At 37.9% G+C, this 23014-nt stretch carries 19 protein-coding genes; 12 read left to right on the top strand and 7 right to left on the bottom strand.

The genetic code is table 11. From position 1 onward, the window contains the following. Positions 1–349: 349 nt before the first annotated feature. Positions 350–1648 carry a serine hydrolase domain-containing protein gene (locus tag M2R48_RS19350; RefSeq protein WP_262087172.1) on the bottom strand — a complete coding sequence of 433 codons (1299 nt, stop codon included), beginning with the start codon at positions 1646–1648 and terminating at the stop codon, positions 350–352. A gap of 269 nt (positions 1649–1917) precedes the next feature. On the opposite strand from M2R48_RS19350, the gene rpsO reads away from it, so the two are divergent. The 3 genes from rpsO (at position 1918) to M2R48_RS19335 (ending at position 5902) form a co-directional block, all read left to right on the top strand. Continuing rightward, positions 1918–2187, top strand: a complete 270-nt coding sequence (gene rpsO / locus M2R48_RS19345) for a 30S ribosomal protein S15 (protein ID WP_004725514.1) — start codon at positions 1918–1920, stop codon at positions 2185–2187. A gap of 255 nt (positions 2188–2442) precedes the next feature. Then, the gene (gene pnp / locus M2R48_RS19340) at positions 2443–4530 is read left to right on the top strand and encodes a polyribonucleotide nucleotidyltransferase (RefSeq protein WP_171066865.1); all 2088 of its coding nucleotides are present in this window, start codon (positions 2443–2445) and stop codon (positions 4528–4530) included. A 148-nt stretch (positions 4531–4678) separates the two neighbouring features. Next, complete coding sequence (locus M2R48_RS19335; protein ID WP_262087543.1) at positions 4679–5902, top strand: magnesium transporter CorA family protein; 1224 nt, start codon at positions 4679–4681, stop codon at positions 5900–5902. Between the two features lie 7 nt (positions 5903–5909). Here the strand turns inward: M2R48_RS19335 and M2R48_RS19330 are convergent, their stop codons facing one another. From M2R48_RS19330 to M2R48_RS19310, 5 genes are all read right to left on the bottom strand, one after another. Further along, positions 5910–6179: a YdcH family protein gene (locus tag M2R48_RS19330; RefSeq protein ID WP_004725519.1), complete on the bottom strand. Its 270-nt coding sequence runs from the start codon at positions 6177–6179 to the stop codon at positions 5910–5912. Positions 6180–6301: 122 nt separating this feature from the next. Then, positions 6302–6640 carry a chaperone modulator CbpM gene (locus M2R48_RS19325; protein WP_004725521.1) on the bottom strand — a complete coding sequence of 113 codons (339 nt, stop codon included), beginning with the start codon at positions 6638–6640 and terminating at the stop codon, positions 6302–6304. 41 nt (positions 6641–6681) lie between these two features. Continuing rightward, positions 6682–7650 carry a DnaJ C-terminal domain-containing protein gene (locus M2R48_RS19320; protein ID WP_239044788.1) on the bottom strand — a complete coding sequence of 323 codons (969 nt, stop codon included), beginning with the start codon at positions 7648–7650 and terminating at the stop codon, positions 6682–6684. A 347-nt stretch (positions 7651–7997) separates the two neighbouring features. Next, on the bottom strand, positions 7998–8873 hold the full coding sequence (locus M2R48_RS19315) for an Hsp33 family molecular chaperone HslO (protein ID WP_004725526.1): 876 nt from the start codon (positions 8871–8873) through the stop codon (positions 7998–8000). Between the two features lie 83 nt (positions 8874–8956). Next, entirely contained in the window at positions 8957–10852 is a 1896-nt protein-coding gene (locus M2R48_RS19310) for a monovalent cation:proton antiporter-2 (CPA2) family protein (RefSeq protein ID WP_262087171.1), read from the bottom strand. Between the two features lie 467 nt (positions 10853–11319). Here M2R48_RS19310 and M2R48_RS19305 point away from each other — a divergent pair, with 467 nt between their 5' ends. The 7 genes from M2R48_RS19305 (at position 11320) to M2R48_RS19275 (ending at position 18637) form a co-directional block, all read left to right on the top strand. Continuing rightward, positions 11320–15471, top strand: coding sequence for an RHS repeat-associated core domain-containing protein (locus M2R48_RS19305; protein WP_262087170.1), 4152 nt, complete (start codon positions 11320–11322; stop codon positions 15469–15471). Positions 15472–15474: 3 nt separating this feature from the next. After that, complete coding sequence (locus M2R48_RS19300) at positions 15475–15864, top strand: hypothetical protein (protein ID WP_262087169.1); 390 nt, start codon at positions 15475–15477, stop codon at positions 15862–15864. Positions 15865–15879: 15 nt separating this feature from the next. Then, the gene (locus M2R48_RS19295) at positions 15880–16203 is read left to right on the top strand and encodes a hypothetical protein (protein ID WP_262087168.1); all 324 of its coding nucleotides are present in this window, start codon (positions 15880–15882) and stop codon (positions 16201–16203) included. 31 nt (positions 16204–16234) lie between these two features. Then, a complete protein-coding gene (locus tag M2R48_RS19290) occupies positions 16235–16645 on the top strand; it encodes a hypothetical protein (protein WP_262087167.1) in 411 nt (136 codons plus the stop codon). Between the two features lie 30 nt (positions 16646–16675). Beyond that, positions 16676–17161: a hypothetical protein gene (locus tag M2R48_RS19285; protein WP_262087166.1), complete on the top strand. Its 486-nt coding sequence runs from the start codon at positions 16676–16678 to the stop codon at positions 17159–17161. Between the two features lie 535 nt (positions 17162–17696). Then, positions 17697–18149, top strand: coding sequence for a tetratricopeptide repeat protein (locus M2R48_RS19280; RefSeq protein WP_262087165.1), 453 nt, complete (start codon positions 17697–17699; stop codon positions 18147–18149). A gap of 98 nt (positions 18150–18247) precedes the next feature. Further along, the gene (locus tag M2R48_RS19275) at positions 18248–18637 is read left to right on the top strand and encodes a hypothetical protein (RefSeq protein WP_262087164.1); all 390 of its coding nucleotides are present in this window, start codon (positions 18248–18250) and stop codon (positions 18635–18637) included. 152 nt (positions 18638–18789) lie between these two features. On the opposite strand, the gene M2R48_RS19270 is transcribed toward M2R48_RS19275, so the two are convergent. Then, positions 18790–21015, bottom strand: coding sequence for a primosomal protein N' (locus M2R48_RS19270; RefSeq protein WP_034617817.1), 2226 nt, complete (start codon positions 21013–21015; stop codon positions 18790–18792). A gap of 168 nt (positions 21016–21183) precedes the next feature. Between M2R48_RS19270 and gspF the strand changes: the two genes are divergently transcribed. After that, positions 21184–22389, top strand: coding sequence for a type II secretion system inner membrane protein GspF (gspF, locus tag M2R48_RS19265; protein WP_004725548.1), 1206 nt, complete (start codon positions 21184–21186; stop codon positions 22387–22389). Between the two features lie 39 nt (positions 22390–22428). Next, positions 22429–22866 (top strand): type II secretion system major pseudopilin GspG, encoded by a 438-nt coding sequence (gspG, locus tag M2R48_RS19260; protein ID WP_004725550.1) that lies wholly within the window; start codon positions 22429–22431, stop codon positions 22864–22866. Positions 22867–23014: the final 148 nt, after the last annotated feature.

The following is a 23014-nucleotide window of genomic DNA, read 5'->3' as shown; positions in this document are numbered from 1 at the left end:
TTCAAAGAGAATCAAATTATTTAAATTTAGTAGGTTTTTTTAAACGTTACAACCATTGCCTCTATGTACGTTATTTCTCACATAATCTTGCGGTAAATGCGACTTCTGTTCAATGTCTGTCACAGGCATAATAAGTCACATAAGGACATAATTGGTCACATGGTTGTGAAATAAGTGTCATGTACAAAAACAAAAACTGCTTAGGGTACAAGCAAATACTATAAATAAGATAAGCACAATAACTAAACAAGAAACTACAGCGCAAAGGAAAAGCCCTAAGAGTAATCTTAGGGCTTTTTCATATTTTATCTGTTGCGTTTAAACCAAAACCGCTGTTTAAACCGACAATTTAAACCAATTCGGTTTCTGTTCGATCTGTGCCAAATAATGCTCGACGTTGTGTTTTAGGGATTTTAGGGCACTGGCTAGAAATTTGATAAAGCGTTTGCGCCAGAGCAGGAATATGTGTTCCAACCACAGCTTTGCCTGTATTTAAAATACTGACGCTAATATCACGCTCTGGATCAGCCCAGCAGAGAATGTTGGAAAAGCCTAAATGCCCAAAAGCTTGCCCCGTCATTGGTCCAAATATACCCACTGGGTTACTGCCGAGCATAGGCCCCAAGGCATAGCGCATCGGTGCAAGCAAGGTTCGGTCGATGTTGGTGGTTGAGGTGGGCAAAGTTGCACGAAATACCGTTTCAGGACTCATGATTTGCTTGCCATTATATTGACCGCCATTCAATAACATCTCAAAGAAGCGATTGGCTTGTTCAGCACTGGTGTAAATATTGCCCGCAGGGCATACCGTATCCATAAAACGTGGATCATTGGTCACATCGACAGCAAGCTGTAAACCACCACCGAGCACATGGTTTAAATATAAGTCTGTACCGAGTTTAGGGTGTACACCAGTCGGATAATTTAAAGCAACTTGATCTCTATATTCTGGTTTTAAGCCATAGTTAAAAAACTGCATATCCATCGGTTTTTCAATCTGTTCATGTAAAAACTGACGAATATCTTGCCCTGTTACCCGCTCAATCAATTCACCTAAAATATAGCCCGCAGTAACAGCGTGATAAGCCAAATGCGTACCAGCAGGTGAAATGGGTTGTGCAGCGTAGAGGTGTTGTAAAATTTGATCTTTGTCAAAAAGCAGTTCTGGGGTGACTTCCATTTCTATCCGTGGAATTCCACCACGGTGAGACAATAAATGGAAAATTGTGGCACGGCGCTTGCCATTTTGTGCATATTCAGGAATGTAATAACTGATCGGATCTAATAGATTGATTGCACCTGTTTCATCTAACATGTGAATCAACATTGCTGTAATTATTTTTGATGCTGAAAATAGACAAATCGGGGTGTCTGGATTGGCAAGTACCGCATCTGAAGCCAGACCATCAGCAGAATTACCAGACGCATAACCCAGACTACGATTGAGAATAATCTCACCTTTGCGTCTTAAGCACATGGTGATCAGGGGATGGTTGCCTGTTTGATACAGGTTTTCAATACTTTGCCAAATCTTTTCAACTTGTTGTTGGGTCATCCCTCCCAGTTCTGGAGAAACTTCATTTTTGCACTGCGTGATACTGCTTAAGTCCTTGGGTACATAGCAGATATTGGTTGAAAACAATTTCACAATCTTTTTCCATGATTATTTTTATTCCACGGCAGTGTGAACTGAGTTGAGCATGATGTCAGTGTCCCAATTGCCATGCGATTTGTAAAAAAAATGCAATAGTTTGGTAATTAAGCCTTATGGGATATGGTTGTACGATATTTTTGCAATCTCACCCCACTTCCTTTAAAATAGGCGACTGCTGTAGTGATGCACGGCAGTTAAATTGATTTTGAAGAATCAATTTGATTTGTATCAAATATTTAAATTAAGCATCTCGGAGAAATCGAATGGCTTTAACAAACGCAGATCGCGCAGAGATCGTTGCAAAATTCGCTCGTGCTGAAAATGACACTGGTTCACCTGAAGTACAAGTTGCTTTATTGACTGCTCAAATCAATGATTTGCAAGGTCACTTTAAAGAACACAAACACGACCATCATAGCCGTCGTGGTTTGATCCGTATGGTTAACCAACGTCGTAAGCTTCTTGACTATCTTAAAGGTAAAGATGCTACTCGTTACAGCGATTTGATTGCTGCTTTAGGTTTACGTCGTTAATTCGATTTAAACTTTTATTTTCGGATTATTGCATGCTGAATGCTGTACTGATGAAAACTAAAGTCTATCCAGTATTTACTGGATAAAAGGGAAGGGGCGAATATTCGCTCCTTCTTCGTGTTTAAAATTAGTCTAACTAAAGATTTATTGTCTAGTGAGGTCGGCTTCTAAGCTTTGTCATTTATGCGGTTGATGTGAATGCCAAACCTTAGGGGTCTCCACTAGAATAAAATTAGGAAACAAAAATACATGTCAATGTTTAATGTTATTCGTAAAGAATTTCAATATGGTCAACATCAAGTTGTACTAGAAACAGGTCGTGTTGCTCGTCAAGCAAACACGGTTCTTATTACAATGGGTGGCGTAACAGTGCTGGTTGCTGTTGTTGCACAACCTACTGCTAAAGCGGGTCAAGACTTCTTCCCACTTACAGTTAACTATCAAGAAAAACAATATGCTGCGGGTCGTATCCCAGGTGGTTATGGTAAGCGTGAAGGCCGTGCTTCAGAAGCAGAAACTTTAATTTCTCGTTTAATTGACCGTCCAATTCGTCCGTTGTTCCCAGAAGGGTATTACAACGAGATCCAAGTTACTGCAACAGTTGTGTCTTCAGACAAAACTATGGATGCTGACATTGCTGCAATGTTAGGTACGTCTGCTGCACTTGCAATCGCTGGTACACCTTTCCGTGGCCCAATCGGTGGTGCACGTGTTGGTTTGATCAATGGCGAATATGTCCTTAACCCAAATTTAGAACAACTTGCTCAGTCTGACCTTGACCTTGTCGTTGCCGGTACAGAATCTGCAGTATTGATGGTTGAATCTGAAGCAAAAGAACTTTCAGAAGACCAAATGTTAGGCGCTGTGCTTTTCGGTCATGACGAAATGCAAATTGCGATCCAAGCGATTAAAGAGTTTGCTGCTGCCGCTGGTGCAACAGAATCAACTTGGACTGCTCCAGTTAAAAACGAAGATCTTCGTGCAAAATTAAAAGACGCATTTGAAGCTAAAATCTCTGAAGCGTATACCATTGCTGTTAAGCATGACCGTTATGCTGCTTTAGATGCACTTCAAGCTGAAGCAACGGCTCAATTCGTTCCTGAAAATGACGAAGCTGGTATTGCAGATGACTTAAACGAATTATTTGAAGATCTTAAATACCGTACTGTACGTGACAACATCCTTTCAGGAAAACCACGTATCGATGGTCGTGATACTAAAACTGTTCGTGGATTAGACGTACAAGTGGGTGTGTTAGATCGTGCTCATGGTTCATCATTATTTACGCGTGGTGAAACTCAGGCGTTGGTTACAACGACTTTGGGTAATACACGTGATGCGTTGATGGTTGATACCTTGTCTGGTACAAAAACTGACAACTTCATGTTGCATTACAACTTCCCTGCATATTCTGTAGGTGAAACAGGTCGTGAATCTGGTCCTAAGCGTCGTGAAATTGGTCATGGTCGTTTAGCACGTCGTGGTGTACAAGCTGTTCTTCCACCAGCTGATCGCTTCCCGTATGTGATTCGTATTGTATCTGACATTACTGAATCAAATGGTTCATCTTCAATGGCTTCTGTATGTGGTGCTTCATTATCACTTATGGATGCAGGTGTTCCTCTTAAAGCGCCAGTTGCGGGTATCGCAATGGGTCTAGTAAAAGAAGGCGAGCGTTTTGCTGTTCTTTCTGACATCTTAGGTGATGAAGATCACTTAGGTGATATGGACTTTAAAGTCGCTGGTTCTGCAAACGGTATTACTGCGCTTCAAATGGATATCAAAATCGAAGGTATCACAGAAGAAATTATGGAAGTTGCGTTGAATCAAGCGTATGCAGGTCGTATGCATATTCTGAATGCAATGAACCAAGTGATTTCACGTGCACGTCCTGAAATTTCTATGCATGCGCCAACATTCCAAGTGATCAACATCAATCCTGATAAGATCCGTGATGTGATTGGTAAAGGTGGTGCGACAATCCGTCAAATCACAGAAGAAACAAAAGCAGCTATTGATATCGAAGATAACGGTACTGTACGTGTATTTGGTGAAACCAAAGCGGCTGCTCAAGCTGCGATTGCAAAAATCCAAGCGCTTACTGCTGAAGTTGAACCAGGTAAAATCTATGCTGGTCGTGTGATTCGTATTGTTGAATTTGGTGCGTTTGTAAATATCATGCCAGGTACAGATGGTTTACTTCACATCTCGCAAATTTCAAACGAACGCGTTGCAAACGTGACTGATATCTTGGCTGAAGGTCAAGACGTTAAAGTTCAAGTTGCTGACGTAGACAACCGTGGTCGTATTAAATTAACCATGAAAGATGTAGACCAAGCATAATATTTGCAAGGTTTAAATCCTTTAGGGTTTGATTAAAACTTAATACAGAAAAGACTGCCTTGTGCTTCGCCAAAGTTACAACTTTGGCTTGCTCAGGGCTTTTTTTATGGCATGATGCATAACAATAAAGACCAAAAATATCGTGAATATGCAAAGCTTTTATTTTTTTCAACACACAGATGAACCTTATACCTGTATACAAAAAGAGCCTGTTTTTAATGCAGAGCAACAATTTGTCTGGGTGGATTGTACCCGTGAAGATGTGGTCAATCGTGCTGAGCAATGGCAAAAAGAAATCTATAATGCGACCGAAATTCACCTCAATGAATACCATATTCGAGATATTTTAAATATCGAACATCCATGCGCATTTGATGCAATGGAAGATTATGATTTATTGATTTTTCGTAAATTAATTACCCCAGATGATCAAATCGATAGTGGTGAAGATGCGCTTGAACAGCATGATCGTGTTTTTGGTTTGGCGTCCTCGCCAGTCAGTTTTATTATTACTTCACAAGCTTTAATCACCATTCATGAAAAGGGCAACCATGCCTTTGAAAGTTATCTTGCACGTATTTTCAATATCATGAATAAGAGTTTAGAAGAACAAAATAAACCACGTAAATTACCGACTACGCCTTTAGATTTAGCACTGCGCTTGCTGAATAGTATGATTGATGGCTATTTGGATTTACGTAATCCTCTGTCTCGTCGGGTTGAATTCTGGCAACAAGAACTATTGCAAGGCAATCGCCGTTTTACCAAGTGGCATCAACTGTTTCAAGAGAATCTGGTTTTTCAACAAATTGAAAATTTGTGCGAAGAACAAATAGATTCCCTACAGGAACTTCGAGATGAAATTGTTGAAAACTATGCACATTTAAAAGGTAAAAAGCGCACTGAAAAGCAAGATATTATGTTGGTTCGCGTGGATGATCTGGTTAGCCATGTTGAGCGTATTCAAAAATATACGGTACGCTTAAGTACCGCAATTCAAACTGCAATAGATTTACACTTTTCTGCAATCGCCAATCAAACCAATGAGAATATGCGAATTCTTGCGATTATTACTGCGGTGTTTGCGCCATTGACCTTATTAACAGGGGTATATGGAATGAATTTTGAGTTCATTCCAGGTCTACGTAGCCCGATAGGTTTCTGGGTGATGCTGGGTGTGATGTTGGGCTGTACGATTGGGCTGTTAATCTATTTTTACCGCCGTCATTTGGTTGGACGCGGTGAAAGAAGTGTGATTGATATGTTGGCACAACAACATAAAAATCAGCACGTCAATTTACTCTGGTTTTTAGATTATGAACCGATCAAACAAACCATGAAAGAAGTCGAAAAAATCACAAAACTGAAATAATTAAGCATTATTCTAGTTGAGGATTTATCTGAGCTGTCTTTTGTAAAATTAAGTAGAGTTGATCTTTTAATCTTAATTTTTTCCGCTTGAGCTGCTCAATATTTTCATGAATATGATTGAGTGGATCAAGCTCAAGGTGACTGATTTCACGATCAAGTTCATCGTGGTCAATCAAAAGTTTAGCAAAATGCGGATCTTCTTGTTTTAAACTACACATGAGATCGCGGTGTTCTGGGAACATGTGTTTCAACTTTTTATTCATTACTTTCGAATTCATCAGAGCTCATTAACCTCTTTGTCAGAAAATTCTAAACGAAAAAACAAAAACGGAGAGACAAGTTCTCCATCATGACAGGTTAAATATTAACCTGTCACTAGGCATTAACATTTTGAAATGAATTAATGAGTATGAAGGTGAAGATGTTTGACTTGTTTACGCAATTGTTGAACTTCATCAAGTAAATCCATCATCATTGCAACGGCAGATAAACTGGCTTCAAAGTCACGTTGTAAACGATAAGCACGACGTGCGCGTGAGATGTCTTCTCCAAAAAATTGATGAATACGGTCTTCAGGACGTGCAGGTAAAATTTCATATTCAAGCAATTGCAAAATCCAATCCGGACTTTGACCGCATGCCTCAGCAAAGTGCTTGAGATCTAGATTTAGGTTTTCATCCACGATTTCTGCATCATGGAAACCGTCATAGACAATTTCACGATATTGAATAGTTGTCATGATTGCTCTCCTTTAGCAAGGCTATGTTGGTATCTATAAAATTATGAACGAGGATTAAAGTCAGTAAAAGCATCAGCAAATTGTTGATAGGCTTTTTGCTGTGTTTCGGTGGTTGCTTTGGGATAAACAATATTGATCACCAAATAAAGATGACCTGGTGTTTTATGCGGTATCCCTTTGTCTTTTAAACGGAGTTGCTGATTGGGTTTGGCATTTTGTGGCACAGTAACTTTTACTTTACCTGCTGGGGTATCAATTTCAATACTTTGACCAAGTGCTGCTTCCCAAGGTGTGACATCAACCGTGTAATAGACATCAGCACCTTCAACACGGATACGGTCAGTGTCTTGGTATTGGATCTCAATATAAAGATCGCCATTTTCACCACCGTTAATTCCAGCTTGTCCTTGTTTTGCAAGGCGAATTTGCTGACCTTCTTTCATTCCTTTGGGGATTTTAACTTGGAGGGTTTTCCGTTGTACCTCGGGTTCACCATAGGCATTATAGGTTGGGATTTGTAAGGTGATACTCTGAGTTGCGCCTTCATAACCAATGCTTACAGGAATTTCAATACTGGCATGTTGGTCTTCACCTTTATAGCTGCGTTGTTGCTGAGAGCCGCGTTGCCCAAAATCTTGTTGATGTCCACCGCCAAAACCGCCACCGAAACGTCCAAATAGATCTTCAAAACCACTAAAATCTTGTCCACCATTGCTACTGTACGAACGATGGAATTGGCTACCATCAAAACCACTTTGACCTGTAGATTGCCCACCAAACCCACCTGTATTGGCATAGGGGTTATCGAGTTCAAAATCGTATTGCTTTTTCTTTTCTTCATTGCTTAAGGTGTCGTAGGCGACATTGATGGTCTGCATTTTTGCTTCAGCATCAGTTTCTTTACTCACGTCAGGATGATATTTACGTGCGAGTTTTCGATAAGCTTTCTTAATTTCGTCTGGTGTCGCATTTCTAGAAACACCCAAATCTTCATAATAATTTTTTGCCATACTTAAGGTCATTATTTTGTTTAACTTTATTCTAGTTTTATGCCTTTTTGGCTACATATGGAAGAGCAACTTAGTGTGGTTATTGTTTCAAAACTTATCTAGCGCAAAAGCCCGCTTATGCTGATAAAGGTGGTGTTTCATGTTCTATGGGCTTTGTGTGTTCGGGTTGGTGCTTTGGTTAAGTAAATGACGATTCTAAATAGCTATTCAACCTTTTAATTTATAACACTTGCTGATTATGCTTTGAATTTTAATTGAAAAAAAAAGAGCAAACTGAATTTGCTCTTTTCTTGGTAAAAATCGATAGTTAAATTTTTGCAAATTTAAACCATTCAGATCTTAATAGATTAACTCAAATGCTCACCAAACAGATTTAAAGCTTCTTTTGCAGTGAACTGATATTTTTTATTGCAAAATTGGCAATCCATTTCAATTGGATTTTGAATTTCTAGAGTTTCTTTGACCGCATCTAGACCAATCTGGATCAATGCATTTTTGCATTTATCGCGTGAACAGGTGCAGTTGAATTGAAGCTGTTCAACGTCTGGTAGACGAACTTCTTCTTCATTGTATAAACGGTAAAGAATTTCTTGTGCGGTTAAATCCGTCAATTCTTCAGGCTTTAAGGTCTGCGTCAACATAATCAAACGTGGCCATAAGTCTTCATCTACACGTTGCTGTTCTTCTTCATTATTACGAGGTAATAACTGAATCAGTAAACCGCCTGCATTGTGATGGGTGCTTGCCAAGACAATACGTGTTGGAATTTGTGCAGAAAGGTCATAATACTGCATTAAACAAGCCGCAAGCGTCGGTTGATCAAGTGGCACAATCCCTTGATAACGCTCACCAAATTCAGGTTCAATATTGATAAATAACACAGGTTGTTGCAACGTGCTGAGCACAGTACTGCTGTCTTCACTCAACATAAAATGCGGATCTTCTTCATAATCTGCAAGTGCACGTACATCACCTAAATGGTTGCATTCAGCCATCGCCCATTTGAATGTACCTTGTGCTTGAATTTGTAAGCTAATACGTCCTTTAATTTTTAATGTGCTTGCAAGTAATGCTGTTGCACTCAACATTTCACCCAATAAAATGCGTACAGCAGGCGCATAATTACGCTGCGATAGAATCGTTTGTAGTGCTGTATCTAAATGTACAATTTCACCACGTACAGGGCTATCTTCAATATAAAAACGTTGACGTAAATCAGACATAAAATTCTCCAAATCCCTGTTTAGATGGTGGCGATATTATAAATCACAAGTTTATTTCACCTGAAAAACGCTGCATCTTAAAGTTAATTTTCGTCATCACGCATAATATTAATACGATCATGCTTGGCATGTGTGGTTTGAGCTTTTGCTGTGGGTCTTTCTAAGCCTGATTCATCCAAATCTGGAACATCTTTATATTGCTCAGGATTGTGGTTTTCAACTTGCGCATCGCTTTCAAACAGGTGCTCAAGCTCCGAAATAAAGTCCCGATAGCTTTCAAAAAGCTTTTGCTCATCGGTATAAATACGCTGTTGACGTGTTAACAGTTCTTCATCGTAGTTTCTAAATAGCTCAACACTATCATAAGCCTCTTGTTTACTCATGCCCAGTTCACACAATGCTCGATAACCCATCCCCAATGAAGTCAAATAGGTTTCACGCCAAATATGTTTAACTCCGACATCACGTAGGAGATGCATGTGATAACGATCTCGTGCTCGAACCAATAAGGTAAGGTTTGGATAATTGAGCAAAATATGTCGCGCAACATTCATTGAATCTTCAACATTATCAATTGCCAATACAAAAACCTTGGCCTGCTCAATTCCGGCTGCACGGAGTAAATCGGGTTGAGTCACATCGCCATAATACAAAGTACCACCATAGCGTCGAACAAAATCAATTTTTTGTAAATTATTATCAATGGCGGTAAAGGTAAAATGACGGATACGCGCCAAACGAGCAACAATTTGCCCTACACGACCAAAACCAGCAACAATAAGAGCAGGGTGTTCGTTGGGAATCTCATCGTATTTCGGCGCACTGTCTTTATTGATTAATGGCAATACTTGCGTACTTACCAGCCAAAAGAAGATTGGGGTCAGTACCATGGATAAGGTCACAATTAAAGTGATGGGCTCCATGATTGCTTCAGCCAATACTTTTTCGCTTTTTGCCACGTTTAATACCACAAAGGCAAATTCACCCCCTTGGGCTAAACAGGTTGCGACCATTAAACTGTTGGTCCAACTCATTTTTTTATAACGTGCAATGGCTACCATCGCGATCATTTTGATCAGAATTAAACTGACTGCGCCACCAATAATCAGTAATGGCATATCTGCAATTAACGAGATTTGTGTGGTCATTCCTACCGTCATAAAGAATAAACCGAGCAATAAACCTTTAAAGGGCGCAATACTGGCTTCAAGTTCATGACGGAATTCAGAGTCAGCTAGAAGCACGCCTGTTAAAAAAGCGCCTAAGGTTGTGCTGATCCCAAGTGTATCCATCAACAACACCACACCCAGCACAATAAATAGGCCAACAGCTGTGATCAGTTCTGTTGCACCACTTTTTGCCACAAAGCGGAAAAATGGTCGCATCACATAACGGCTAAACAGAAATAAACCCGTGAACGTGGCGATAATCGCAGCAAAGTAAGCAACGCCATGATGACTCGATTCACTGCCTGCTAAGAGTGGGATGATGGCAAGTAATGGAATCGCAGCAATATCCTGAAACAGTAAAATCGAAAAGGATTGCTGACCATGGGTGGTGTTTAACTGTTGTTTTTCTTCCAAAAGCTGTAAAACAAAGGCGGTTGAAGAAAGTGCTAAGGCAAAACCAATCACAAAACTTGCGGGGAGTGATTGTTGAAAGATTAAATAGATGGTTCCCATCAGCACTAAACCAGTAACCCCCACCTGTAAACTTCCCATCACAAAAATGGATTGGCGCATTTCCCATAAACGCTGTGGGCGAAGTTCTAAACCAATCAGGAACATCAGTAAAATCACCCCAAATTCTGCAAGGTGCATGATTTCCTCTGGATCATTGGCAATGTTAAATGCGCTTGGACCCAGAAGTATTCCTGTAAATAAGTAACCCAGTACGGTGGCAATACCGAGTTTTTTCCCTAGAGGAACCAGAATTAATGCTGCACCAAGGAAGATGGTGATTTGGAGTAACAGTGACATTCACTTGCCTTAAGTTTTTTTCTTTCTTTAGAAATTGTAGCGTGATTTTGTGATTGACTTGGAGATATTTATTAAGAAATTGTCTTTTTACCCAATAAAAATTTAAAAGTGATTAGCAAGGTAAGATGAGAACTGATGTGTAAATAAAGCCGTGATAATAAATTGTATTGAAAATCCTTTACTTTATATGGTGGTGATTTTTTGCTTTTTTCTAAATGATCTTTTTTATGAAGATGATATTGGGCTTAAATGGAATACTATATTTTTCAATATATTTAGAAAAACTTAATAAATACTAAATTTAATTTAAAAAATCAATTGAGAATGATTCTTATTTAATTTTTAGCGTGATACAGTATTCCGTAGTTCAAGATTTACTGAGAATAAAAATGAGAATATTTGTACTATTATTTTTTATAATTTTTTTTCCAATCAAAACATTCGCTACGTCATTTGAAGAATGTGAAATGGAATATGAGGCATGTTATAGCGGAGGAGACTGCAATTATTGGTATAAAATAGAATCGTACTGTGAAAATACTTTTGGAAGTCGTTTAATTTCAGGTTCTAGTAAAAGAGGTGATGTAGGTCAATTACCAAGAATAGAAGTAGAGGCTATAAGACCAAGTCCATTCCCTAGTATATATGATCCTTGGCTTGGTGGTGGTACTTCTGGTGGAGGTGGTGGTTCTACGAGCACGGGTCCAACGTCTAGTTCTGAGGATACGGAGCTTGTTGTTCCTGCTTTTGAGGCAAGGGAATGTTCCGCAGATAGTACTTCTAATCCTATCGTGATTGCAACTGGGAAAAAAATCCAGCAGGAACTGGACTTTACAACGTCTGGTGAGATGCCTTTAGCGTTTATTCGCTATTATGATTCTTTTGCTACTGGCACTGCGAATTTTTCAGTCAATGGAAAATGGAGGCATAATTTTGATTATCGTTTAGCTATAGATCCTCAGGGAAAGAGAATTCGACAATTACCCAATGGTGAAAATTATTACTTAAATGAATTAACACGTATTCAGAAATCTAATAACGAATTTATTGTTACCCTACCAGATGGTGGGGTTGAGACTTATACGCTCAATGGAAGGTTACTTAGTAAAAAAAATGCTTATGGTATCGGTTGGGTACTTTCTTATGATGAAAATAAAAGATTAATTAAAGTCACACATACAAATGGAAAATCTATTAAGTTAATTTGGTATGCGGGTGAACTCTCAGAAGTGATAGATCCTGCTGGAAATATTTATTCATACCACCATAATTACCGCACACTTTATTTAGTTTCTTATCCTAAAAATACAGGCACACGTACATATTATTATGGCGAAAATGGAGCTGACTCTTATCATATGCTGAGTGGGATATGGATAAATCGCAAGCCTTACAATAGCTATTATTTTAATGGAAACAAAGCAGTTCAAAGTGGCCGGAGTGATGGTACACAAGTTGATAGGTTAACTTTTGCTGATAATTATACAATTGTCACCAATCCTTTAGGTGCAGTTATTAAATATATTTATACAGATAATAAAAAAAATAAACTGGCTAAAGTAGAAAGAAGTGGGGTAAATAACTGCCCGAATAGCAGTATGGAAAATACTTACGATAACAATGGATATGTGATTTCCACCAAAGACTGGAATGGCGTAGAGACACAATATCAGCGTGATCGTTTTGGCAGAGTCACTCAAGAAACTATAGGTATCCAAAATGGTAATACTTCCAATGCGTATATCAAAAAATATAGCTACCTTGGAGAAACCAGTTTAATCACTCAAATTCAAATGCTTGATGGATCTAATCGCTTAATTCGAGAGGAAACTTATAGTTATTATGCTGCCAATGAACCCGCTAAAAACCGCTTAAAAAGCTTCTCCGTCTGCGACCAACACAGTTGTCGTAAAGAACAATACAGTTATACCTTCCATGCCAATACGATGCTGGCAACGATGGCCGTCACTAAAAATGGAAAGATCAGCCGTTATATGTATGACACAGTTGGAAATCTGATCGAGTTTAAGAATGCCTTGGGGCAAACCACGACATATAGCGATTATGATACTTTAGGCAATGTGGGTAAAATTACTTCAGCCAATGGGCAAGACATTCAATACAGCTATGACAGTCGGGGGCGAGTAATCAGTGAAGCCTTAAAAAATTCACTGGCGAGGTATATCCAAACACGTTATGAATACGGGCCTTTCGGCCGTACCAAAACCAGCTATCCAAATGGAATGGTTGAAACAACGACTTATAATGATAATGGAACGATTGCCAGTATTAGTCATGGTACCGATGGCAATGTCATTAGCCAGCAGAACTACAGTTATTCCAATTTGGGTGTCCTACAACGAGTAGAGTATCGTGAAGGTAATACTGTTCGCTACGCTCGAGCAAATGACCAAAACCAGTTGGGTTGGATAACAGCAGACAAAGGTAATAATGGTCAGAACATTGCTCGGGAATATGATGGCAATGGCAATGTGATTAAACAAAGCAATGCACTGGGCCAGGTAAAAACCTTTAGCTATGATGCCATGGGGCGTTTGCTGACAGAAGGTCAGCCAGATGGCTCAATTGTAAGATACACATGGGATTCCCTAGGTAACTTAACCTCAGTCACTGATCCAGCTGGTAATACAACCACCTATAGCTATAACGGTTTCGGGGAAGTTCTTACCCAGAAGAGCCCAGCCACCGGTCAAACCAGCTACACTTATGACAATGATGGGAATCTCATCAGCTTGACCCGTGCCGATGGCAGTATCACCAATTATAACTATGATGCCTTGAATCGAAAAACTCAGGCCAGAACAGGTGATCAGGTTCAAGTCTGGCGTTATGATGATTGTACCAATGGCATTGGAAGATTATGTGCAACCTCAGATGGGATAACGGGTAAAGGCTATGGTTATACCAAATCAGGCCAACTCACCGTTCAAGTGACTAAAATTGATGGTACAGAATACAATTATTACTGGTTATACGATGATTATGACCGTGTGTTTCAAGAAGGTCATGAACTAATATTTAATAGCGTGTATATATATGACGAACTGAATCGAGTCAAGGAGGTAATATTCAAATTCGATACAGATATTATCATAACTGTGGTGAGTAATATTCTTTATGAACCCTATGGTGGAGTTAAAAGTTGGACCTATGGCAATGGTCTGACTGAAAAGCGCAGTTATGATCAGGATTATCGCTTGACTGGTATTCGTGGAAACCTACAAAACTATGCTTACAGCTACAACAGCAATGACTGGATCACGCAAGTCAAAGATATTGTAGACGATCGCAAGAGCCTTAGTCATGAATATGATGCGATGGGCCGTTTACTTGGTTCTAGTACAAATGTACAAGCACTAAGATGGGGCTATGATACGGGGTCGAACAGACTGAACCAGTCCAGTAATGCAGCACGTTATGAAATTTCTGCTGGAAATCAGCTTAAATCAATGACCACTGCTGCGGGTATACAATCGTATAGTTATGACACGCTTGGAAACTTAACTGCTCGTACAGGTCCGGTCGGGACAGCTAATTACAACTATGCTTATGATGGTTTTGGGCGTCTTAAAACAGTGAAATCAGGTGAAAGCGTTACCCGTTATGATTATGATGTGGACAATCTTCGCAGTCGTAAAGTCAATGGTTCAGCCCGCACAGATTATATTTATACGCCTGATGGTCGTTTAACAGCAGAGACATGGCGAGTTGGTAGCATAGGCCGTTTCTATATCTGGTTAGGTGGCGAACCTATCGCTCTGTTCACAAGAGGTGATGTACATTTCATACACAATGATCATTTGGGTCGGGCAGAATCAATTACTGCCCCAAATAAGTCGGTGGTGTGGAAGGCTTCTAACGGTAGTTTTGGGCGTACAGTGACGAATGAAACATTAGGTGTTTTTAATCTTGGATTCCCTGGGCAATATTATGATGCAGAGAGTACACTTTGGTATAACTGGAACCGTTATTATGATGCAAGTATAGGGCGTTATACTCAGAGTGATCCGATTGGATTGGCGGGTGGTCTAAATACATATGCGTATGTAGAAAATAATCCGATTAATTTTATAGATGAGGATGGACTAAATCGCAGGCTTCCAAATCCTTCTGGTGGATCAGCTCTTATTAACTATCAAGCGGTGTCTTTAATAAATCAAATTCGGCGTTATGATCCATCATTTAATTATTCAACAATTAGTAATACTTACAGCCCAGCAAGATATAATAGAAGTAATATTAATGAGTTAACTGAAAAGCTACGTAATGCTCAAGCAGCAGGCCAATGTGGAAGTGGTGTCTCCAACCAAAGACAAACCAATCCTGTTGAAAAAATTACTAATCTTAGACCAACTCATGGTCCAACAATGAGTAGAAAAGATTTAAAAGAACTAACGCAAAGTATTAGGCAACAAGGTGTAAAAGTACCAGTTACTGTAACAAAATATAATGGTCAGCTATATATTCTTGATGGTCATCATAGGATAATTGGAGCCAATCGCTCAGGGATATTTGAAGTGCCAATTGAAAGAGTTGAATTACCATATGGCCCTTACAGAACCCCAGCCGATCTCATGTACTCACCAGGAGGGTACTAACTAATGGATATTATTTATTCTATTCGAGCAAACATAATAGGTAGTAGAAATATTTTACTAAATGGAAGGAAAAATGAGCATATTGTTGATTGTCTTCAATATGTTATTGATAATTCTTCGTTTGTTTCTGTAGAGAGCACACGTAAAATACTTGATTTTTGTTTAAAAGAAGCATTATTACAAGTTCATTCCTCAGACTTTCGTAGCGCAGGAATGATTTTGAATTTAATACACAATCTACCGCTAGATAAAGAAAAAGAAGAATCATGGGATGTTGATTATTTTTTATCTTCAGAATTAATTACTTTTTTACGAAATTATAAAACAATTATATCCGCAAGAAAAATAGCATTTTTTGTCTGTGGAGAGTTAAGCCCTAAATATATTGAATAAAAAGTATTGAATAGAATGACGAATATAGAAAATATTAACAAAATGCTTTTTGAAAAGAGCATCGTTATTAAAATGTATTTTGATTTTGAAGATTTTTCCTATAATTTAATTTTGGAAATAGGGTCGGATTTAGATGATACCAAACCTCTAATTATATTATTTAAAGATATCTCTAATTTTCAGATAAATAATTTTGGAGGAGGCCTTAATCAATTTATGTTTAGTCAAATAACTAAAAACAATGATGGTTTGGATAGAATAAAATACTCCTTTGAGGATAAGGATAGAGAAAAGGTGTTTTTTAATTTTTATTCATTTGAAATTTTATTGCATTACTAGCTTAATTATTCTACAAGATTGAGGGGTAATAATGGTAAAGAATAAATGGCTTAAATCATCATTAAGTTTATTTGTGATTCTAAGCTCTTCAGCTTGTAATAGGGCTCAGAATTTAGAGAATACATTTACATTCGAAACGGGAGTGGAAATTTTTGCCGAAGAAAATAAATGTGATGGAGGATACGAGAAAATTAAACCAACCATTACAAAAATAGATAATGAAAAGTCTTATTTAGTTTCATTAACAGATGTATTTTCATGTGCTGAAAATGAAAATGCTTATTTGACATTAAATTCCTTCAAAAAATCCTCTTTAGTTATTTATAGTGAAAATAAAAATAGGTGCGAATGTGTTAAATCTTTAAAAGTAAAAATTGATGCTAAAAGAATTGACACTGGCGATGTACTCTATATTGTAAGTGATCACCTCATAGTTCCTTAAAATCGAAATAAATAGAATTTGAGGGAAAAATTGTTAACTAAAAATAAATTACGTTTATTCTTGTTTTCTTTAATGATTGGTCTTCTTTTAATAGGATGTGTTTATTTAATTTCTATATTTCATAAGTTAGATTTTGTAGAGTCTAATCTATTAAAATTTAAAGTTGTGAATATATGTATGAGGTTGCCTAGTGAAAAAATACCGACTTATTTATGGGCCTCTATCGACTATGAGATTAAAGAAAATCAAGGTCTAGAACAGAATGAAAGAGTAGATTTTTATACTGCTCTTTTGGTCACTTGTGGTGATAAAATCTCAAGAAATCATGATCAAAGCTTAATTTTTTATGAAAGTGTAAAGTTAGAAGATACTGAATTATTAATCAATGACTTAAAAGAATTTATCAGTAGACATAGATATAAAAACGTATCTGGAGATGAAATCCAAATGTTGGAAAATTGGGTAGAATATTTTGATGTTAAGCTAAAAGAGAGAAGTTATGATAAAGGAAAATAGTTTTAATTATCTTAGATAGTGTTGAGAATGTAAGATTTAGTTTTCTCCAAAAAAAATATTATAAAAGATGTTGGGATTTAATCCATGAGGTTACGACTTGTATTTGTTTATAGGCTCCACAGGGACTGTTTTATAGTTTTCTATTCTTGTTGTTAATGTAAGGTTATAAATATGAAAAATTTTAAAATATTTCTATTTGCTATAATTTACCTCTTATTGGTTATCACAGCTTTCTATTTAGGAAGTGTACTAAACTCTTTTAGCTTAAACCTATGCTATTCAGAAGCAATGGCTTCTCTCTCTAGTCAATCCAAATCAATGATCAATTCAAATGATCAAAAAAAGAAGCAGCAATTTGAATCGATGTTAAATAGTTTACCACTCAATGGATATGAAACAGACTGTGAAAAGATTAGAAGGATTATTCACTAATAGATTGAAATTATTTTAACAGTTAGAGAGTGATATTTATTTATATAATCTAATTTGTGGAGCAATAGGTAGGGGGGATAAGTGTAATTAAAAGGAGAAAGTTTTGAAAAACGATGAATTGATACAAACAGCCCGCGAGCTTGTAAAACAAGATGTTCCAGATTGCGAACAAGCTTATAAGCTATTAGACCTTGCATATAAACGAGGATCTCCAGAAGCAACTTACGCAATTGCAACATGGTATTTACATGGTGGTCATTTTTTGGAACAAGATTATGTCAAAGGAACTGAATATCTAAAAAAAGCGGCAGAAATGAAATGGCCTGATGCAATGTATGATTTGGCTGTTAGTTATGAAAGAGGAGTATATGTTTCTAAAAATCAAAAAAAAGCGTTTTTATTATATTTACAATCAGCTTTAAGAGGCTCATCTGAAGCGGTTTATGAAGTTTCTAGATGCTATTATTTTGGTATCGGTACTAGAAAGAATAAAGTTCTTGGAGCTATTTGGTATGATCGAGCAGAAGAGTTAGGAAGTGTTCGAAATGATGATTAACTCTTAATATTGAAACTTCTACTTGATACTAAATATTAACTATTCAACTTTTTTTAGTTTTCTATGGCTATGTTTAAGAAATAGGGAGGAGGGTATTAATGGATATTATTTATTCTATTCGAGCAAACATAATATCTTGTAGAAATGTTTTGTTAAATGGAAATCCCAAAGAGCATATTGTTGATCGCATCCAATATGTTGTTGATAATTCTTCATTCGTTCAAGTGGAGAGTACACGTAGAATACTTGATTTTTGTTTAAAAGAAGTATTATTACAAATTCAATCCTCCGATTTCCGTAGCGCAGGAATGATTTTGAATTTAATACACAATCTACCGCTAGATAAAGAAAAAGAAGAATCATGGGATGTTGATTATTTTTTATCTTCAGAATTAATTACTTTTTTACGAAATTATAAAACAATCATATCCGCAAGAAAAATAGCATTCTTTGTCTGTGGAGAGCTAAGTCCTAAATATATTGAATAAAAAGTATTGAATTGGAATCGGCACCACGAAATTGATAAAAATACTGATAATTACAATTTACTTAATGGCAGGAAGTGGTTGTAATACATCAATATTCGGTTATGCAAGCAATTGAATCAAGATATGAGGATATTCAACATACAACAATAAACTCAACTCAATTCTTGCGGATCAACATCTATGGTGACTTTCATCGTAGAAGGTTTGCTATGTAACAGCTGTTGCCACCATTGGCGAATATAAAAATGCATTTTTGCCCGATCTTGAGAAAGCAAAACCACATGGGCTTGGTAACGCCCTGCTTTACGCTCCATTGGCGCTGGAATCGGTCCCCAAATATCAATTAAATTCTCTTCGGCAGTTTGTCTAAGGAGCTGCGTCATTTCAGTCAGAAACTTTAAATTTTCTTCCTGATGCTTTGAATCACAACGGATCAAAGCTGTATAACGAAAGGGTGGAAGTAGTGCTGCTTGGCGATCTTTTAAGGTTTGTTTGGCAAAGGTCCGATAGTCATTATGAATCAAGGTGTTTAATAACGGATGATCAGGTCTTAGGGTTTGTAAATAGACCTCACCTTTCATTTCACCACGACCCGCACGACCTGCAACTTGAATAATTAATTGCGCAGTACGTTCTGTGGCACGGAAATCCACACTCAACAAACCTGCATCAATATCCAAAATTGCCACTAAGGTGACATAAGGAAAGTGATGTCCTTTTGCCAGCATTTGAGTGCCAAGTAAAATGGTCGGTTCACTTTTTTGGATTTGATCATAAATCTTTTGCCAACTACCAACCCGACTGGTTGAGTCACGATCTACGCGCAAGACGGGGAAGTGAGGGAACAGCTCATTCAAGGTTTCTTCAACTTTGGCAGTTCCCATGCCAATTGGCTTTAATTGTTGTTGATTGCATTGAGGGCAAGCATCAGGCATACGATTAATCGTGCCACAATGGTGACAATGTAAATGCTGATAAGGCTTTAAATGCAGGGTAAAGTGAGCATCGCAGTTGGGGCAATTGGCCTGCCAACCACAGCTTTCACAGATAAGCACAGGGGCATAACCGCGGCGATTTAAAAAAATCAGAACTTGTTCTTTTTTCTCTAAACGTTTTTTGATTTCAGCAATCAAAACATCACTTAAGCCATGCTGTTTTTTTGCCACTTTTAAATCAATCAAATGCATTTTCGGCATGATTGCGGCACCAGCACGTTGATTTAACTCAATCCGTGTCAGCTTTTCTTGGCGAGCAAGATAATAACTGTCGATGCTTGGTGTGGCCGAACCTAAAATAATCGGGCAATTTTCTAAATGTGCACGATACATGGCCACATCGCGAGCATGATAGCGGAAGCCTTCTTGCTGTTTAAACGAAAGATCATGCTCTTCATCTAAAATAATCAAACCCAAATGCGGCAAAGGCGTATAAATTGCAGAACGTGTACCTAAAATAATAGAGGCTTTGCCCGTTTGCGCATGCTGCCATGCTTGTAAACGTTTAGTGTCATTTAAGCCTGAGTGTAGTAAGGCAATATTGCAATGAAAACGTGATTGGAAACGGCTGATGGTTTGTGGGGTTAAGCCAATTTCAGGCACTAAAACCAGAACTTGTTTGCCTTGTTTAAGTACTTCATGCATCACTTGCAAATAAACTTCGGTTTTACCACTCCCAGTTAAACCATCCAGTAGAAACGCTTGATATTTTTTTTGCGCTTTTAAAATCGCTTGAATGGCTTTCTTCTGATCGTCATTTGGCGTGAGTGGCATCTGTGCCAATTGCACAGGTTCTGGCGTGACATTTTGTGGTTCTAAATCACAACGAACAATGTCTTTTTTCTCAAGGACTTTGAGTGTGGCTGTTTCAACACCACTTAAATTAAGAATGTTTTCCTGTGTCCCTTTCGGGTGTAGCTTTAAAATTTTATAGGCTTCTTGTTGTTTTTCAGAACGCTTAACTTTGTCTTCGGCATGTAAGTCTAAAAGTTTCCAGATACGTGCCAATAAATTATAAGGTTTACCTTGGCGTAATAAGGTAGGTAACGCCGTTTGAATCACTTCACCGATAGGAAATTGATAATATTGTGATGACCATGTCAATAAACTTAAAACTTTACTGTCTAGAATGGCCTGTTCATCTAACAGTTCAGTAATGGCTTTGAGTTTAAAATGAGAATCCACAGGTTCATCAATCGGTACTTTCTTGACAATAACACCAATCAGATTTTGTCTGCCAAAAGACACTGCAACACGCGCACCGACTTCAGCTTGCGCATATTGTTCAGCGGTGACTTGGTAATCAAAGCAGTCATTCAAATAGACTGGAACAGCAACTTGAATACGATAAATCGTCTGTGGCGTAGCAAGGGTATTCGACATTTTTAATTTAGTGACTCATTAATTTAGTGAGGCTGTGATGAAATTGTTTCATGTGCAGATTCGGCTTGTGTTAGAGTGTAACAGTCATCTATAAACATGAATATGAATGATTTATAGGGTATGACGCAACAGCGTAATCAAAAAATTTTGGAAAACTAGAGCATAATAATGCCAGCATATCAATTTACTGCAATTGATGCTTCAGGAAAGCAGCAAAAAGGCGTGTTAGAGGGAGATTCAGCACGCCAGATTCGACAACAACTACGGGACAAGGAATTGATTCCTGTCACAGTGGATGCTGTTGAACAAAAAGATAAAAATAAAAGTTCAGGATTTTTTCAACGTAAATTCTCGGCTTATGATCTGGCCTTAATGACACGTCAACTTTCTGTTTTGGTCGCTGCTGCGATTCCTTTAGAGGAAGCATTACGAGCCGTTGCCAAACAAAGTGAAAAAGTGCATGTACAAAATCTTTTACTTTCGGCACGTTCAAAAGTGCTTGAAGGGCACTCTTTGGCTCAAGCGATGCAACAAACAGGACGCTTTCCAGATTTGTATATTGCGACTGTTGCTGCGGGTGAACGTTCAGGACATTTAGATTTAATTTTAGATCAATTATCTGATTACACCGAAAACCGCTTTGCCATGCAAAAGAAAATTCAAGGTGCGATGATCTATCCAATCATCTTGATGTTTATGTCTTTTGCGATTGTGATGGGGTTAATGACGTATGTTGTTCCAGACATTGTTAAAACCTTTGACCAAAGTAAGCAAGCCTTGCCATGGATCACTGTGGCGTTAATGAAAGCCAGTGAGATTATTCGGCAGGCTTGGCCCTTTATGCTGGTGTTTAGTGTGGTTGGGATCTTTTTATTAATTCGATTCCTGCGAACTTCTGCGGGGCACTATGCTTTTGATCGTTTAACACTCAGATTGCCATTATTTGGTAAATTATCTCGTGGTATAAATGCAGCGCGTTTTGCCAGTACCTTATCTATTCTTACCCAATCAGGCGTGCCATTGGTTGATGCTTTAAAAATTGGAGCAGCGGTGAGTAGCAATTGGGTGATACGAGATGCTGTTAATATTGCAGCAGAGAAAGTCACAGAAGGTGGAAATCTTGCAACACAATTGGAGCGTTGTGGTTATTTCCCACCGATGATGGTACAAATGATTAAAAGCGGTGAAGCTTCGGGTGAGTTAGATCGAATGTTAAGCCGTGCATCAGATATGCAGGATCGAGAAGTATCCTCATTTATTTCAACATTATTGGCTTTACTGGAACCCTTAATGTTGGTGTTTATGGCTGGTATTGTTTTGGTTATTGTGATTGCAGTCATGTTGCCAATCGTCAATATGAACAATATGATTTAAGCCAATTATTTTTATAAAGAATATATAGAGAGTAAGCAGATGCAACGAAAGATGAATAGGACTCGTCAGTCAGGTTTTACCTTAATTGAAGTGATGGTTGTGATTGTTATTTTAGGCGTACTTGCAGCATTGATCGTACCCAATGTGATGGGACGTGGTGAAAAAGCCAAAGTTGACACCACTAAAATTGCATTAAAAGGTGTAGCGGGTGCTTTAGACCAGTATAAACTGGACAATGGGCGTTATCCGACAAGCCAAGAAGGTGGTTTAGACGCGCTTGTAAATCAACCTGCAACGGCTAAAAACTGGTTACCTGGTGGTTATGTTAAAGGTGGTTATCCGAAAGACAGTTGGGAAAATGATATTCAATATGTGATCCCTGGTTCTGAAGGTCGTAAATTTGATTTATATTCTTTTGGTGCCGATGGTAAACAAGGTGGTGAAGGAAATGATGCAGATATTTATTACCAACCTTAATTGAAGATTATTTAAGTTATTATTTATGGGATTAATCACTTCATTTAATCGAGTTAATAAATCTTGAGTGAAGTGATAATCTTTCTTGTTTGCTAAAGTGTATTTAATTTATTGAAATATAACAGCTATTTAAAATAACGATGTTTGA

The organism is Acinetobacter sp. I-MWF (genome assembly GCF_025433935.1).
GTDB classification, from domain to species: Bacteria; Pseudomonadota; Gammaproteobacteria; order Pseudomonadales; family Moraxellaceae; genus Acinetobacter; species Acinetobacter guillouiae.
Note: the sequence above shows the minus strand (reverse complement) of the source record. Positions and strands in the feature narration are given on the sequence as shown.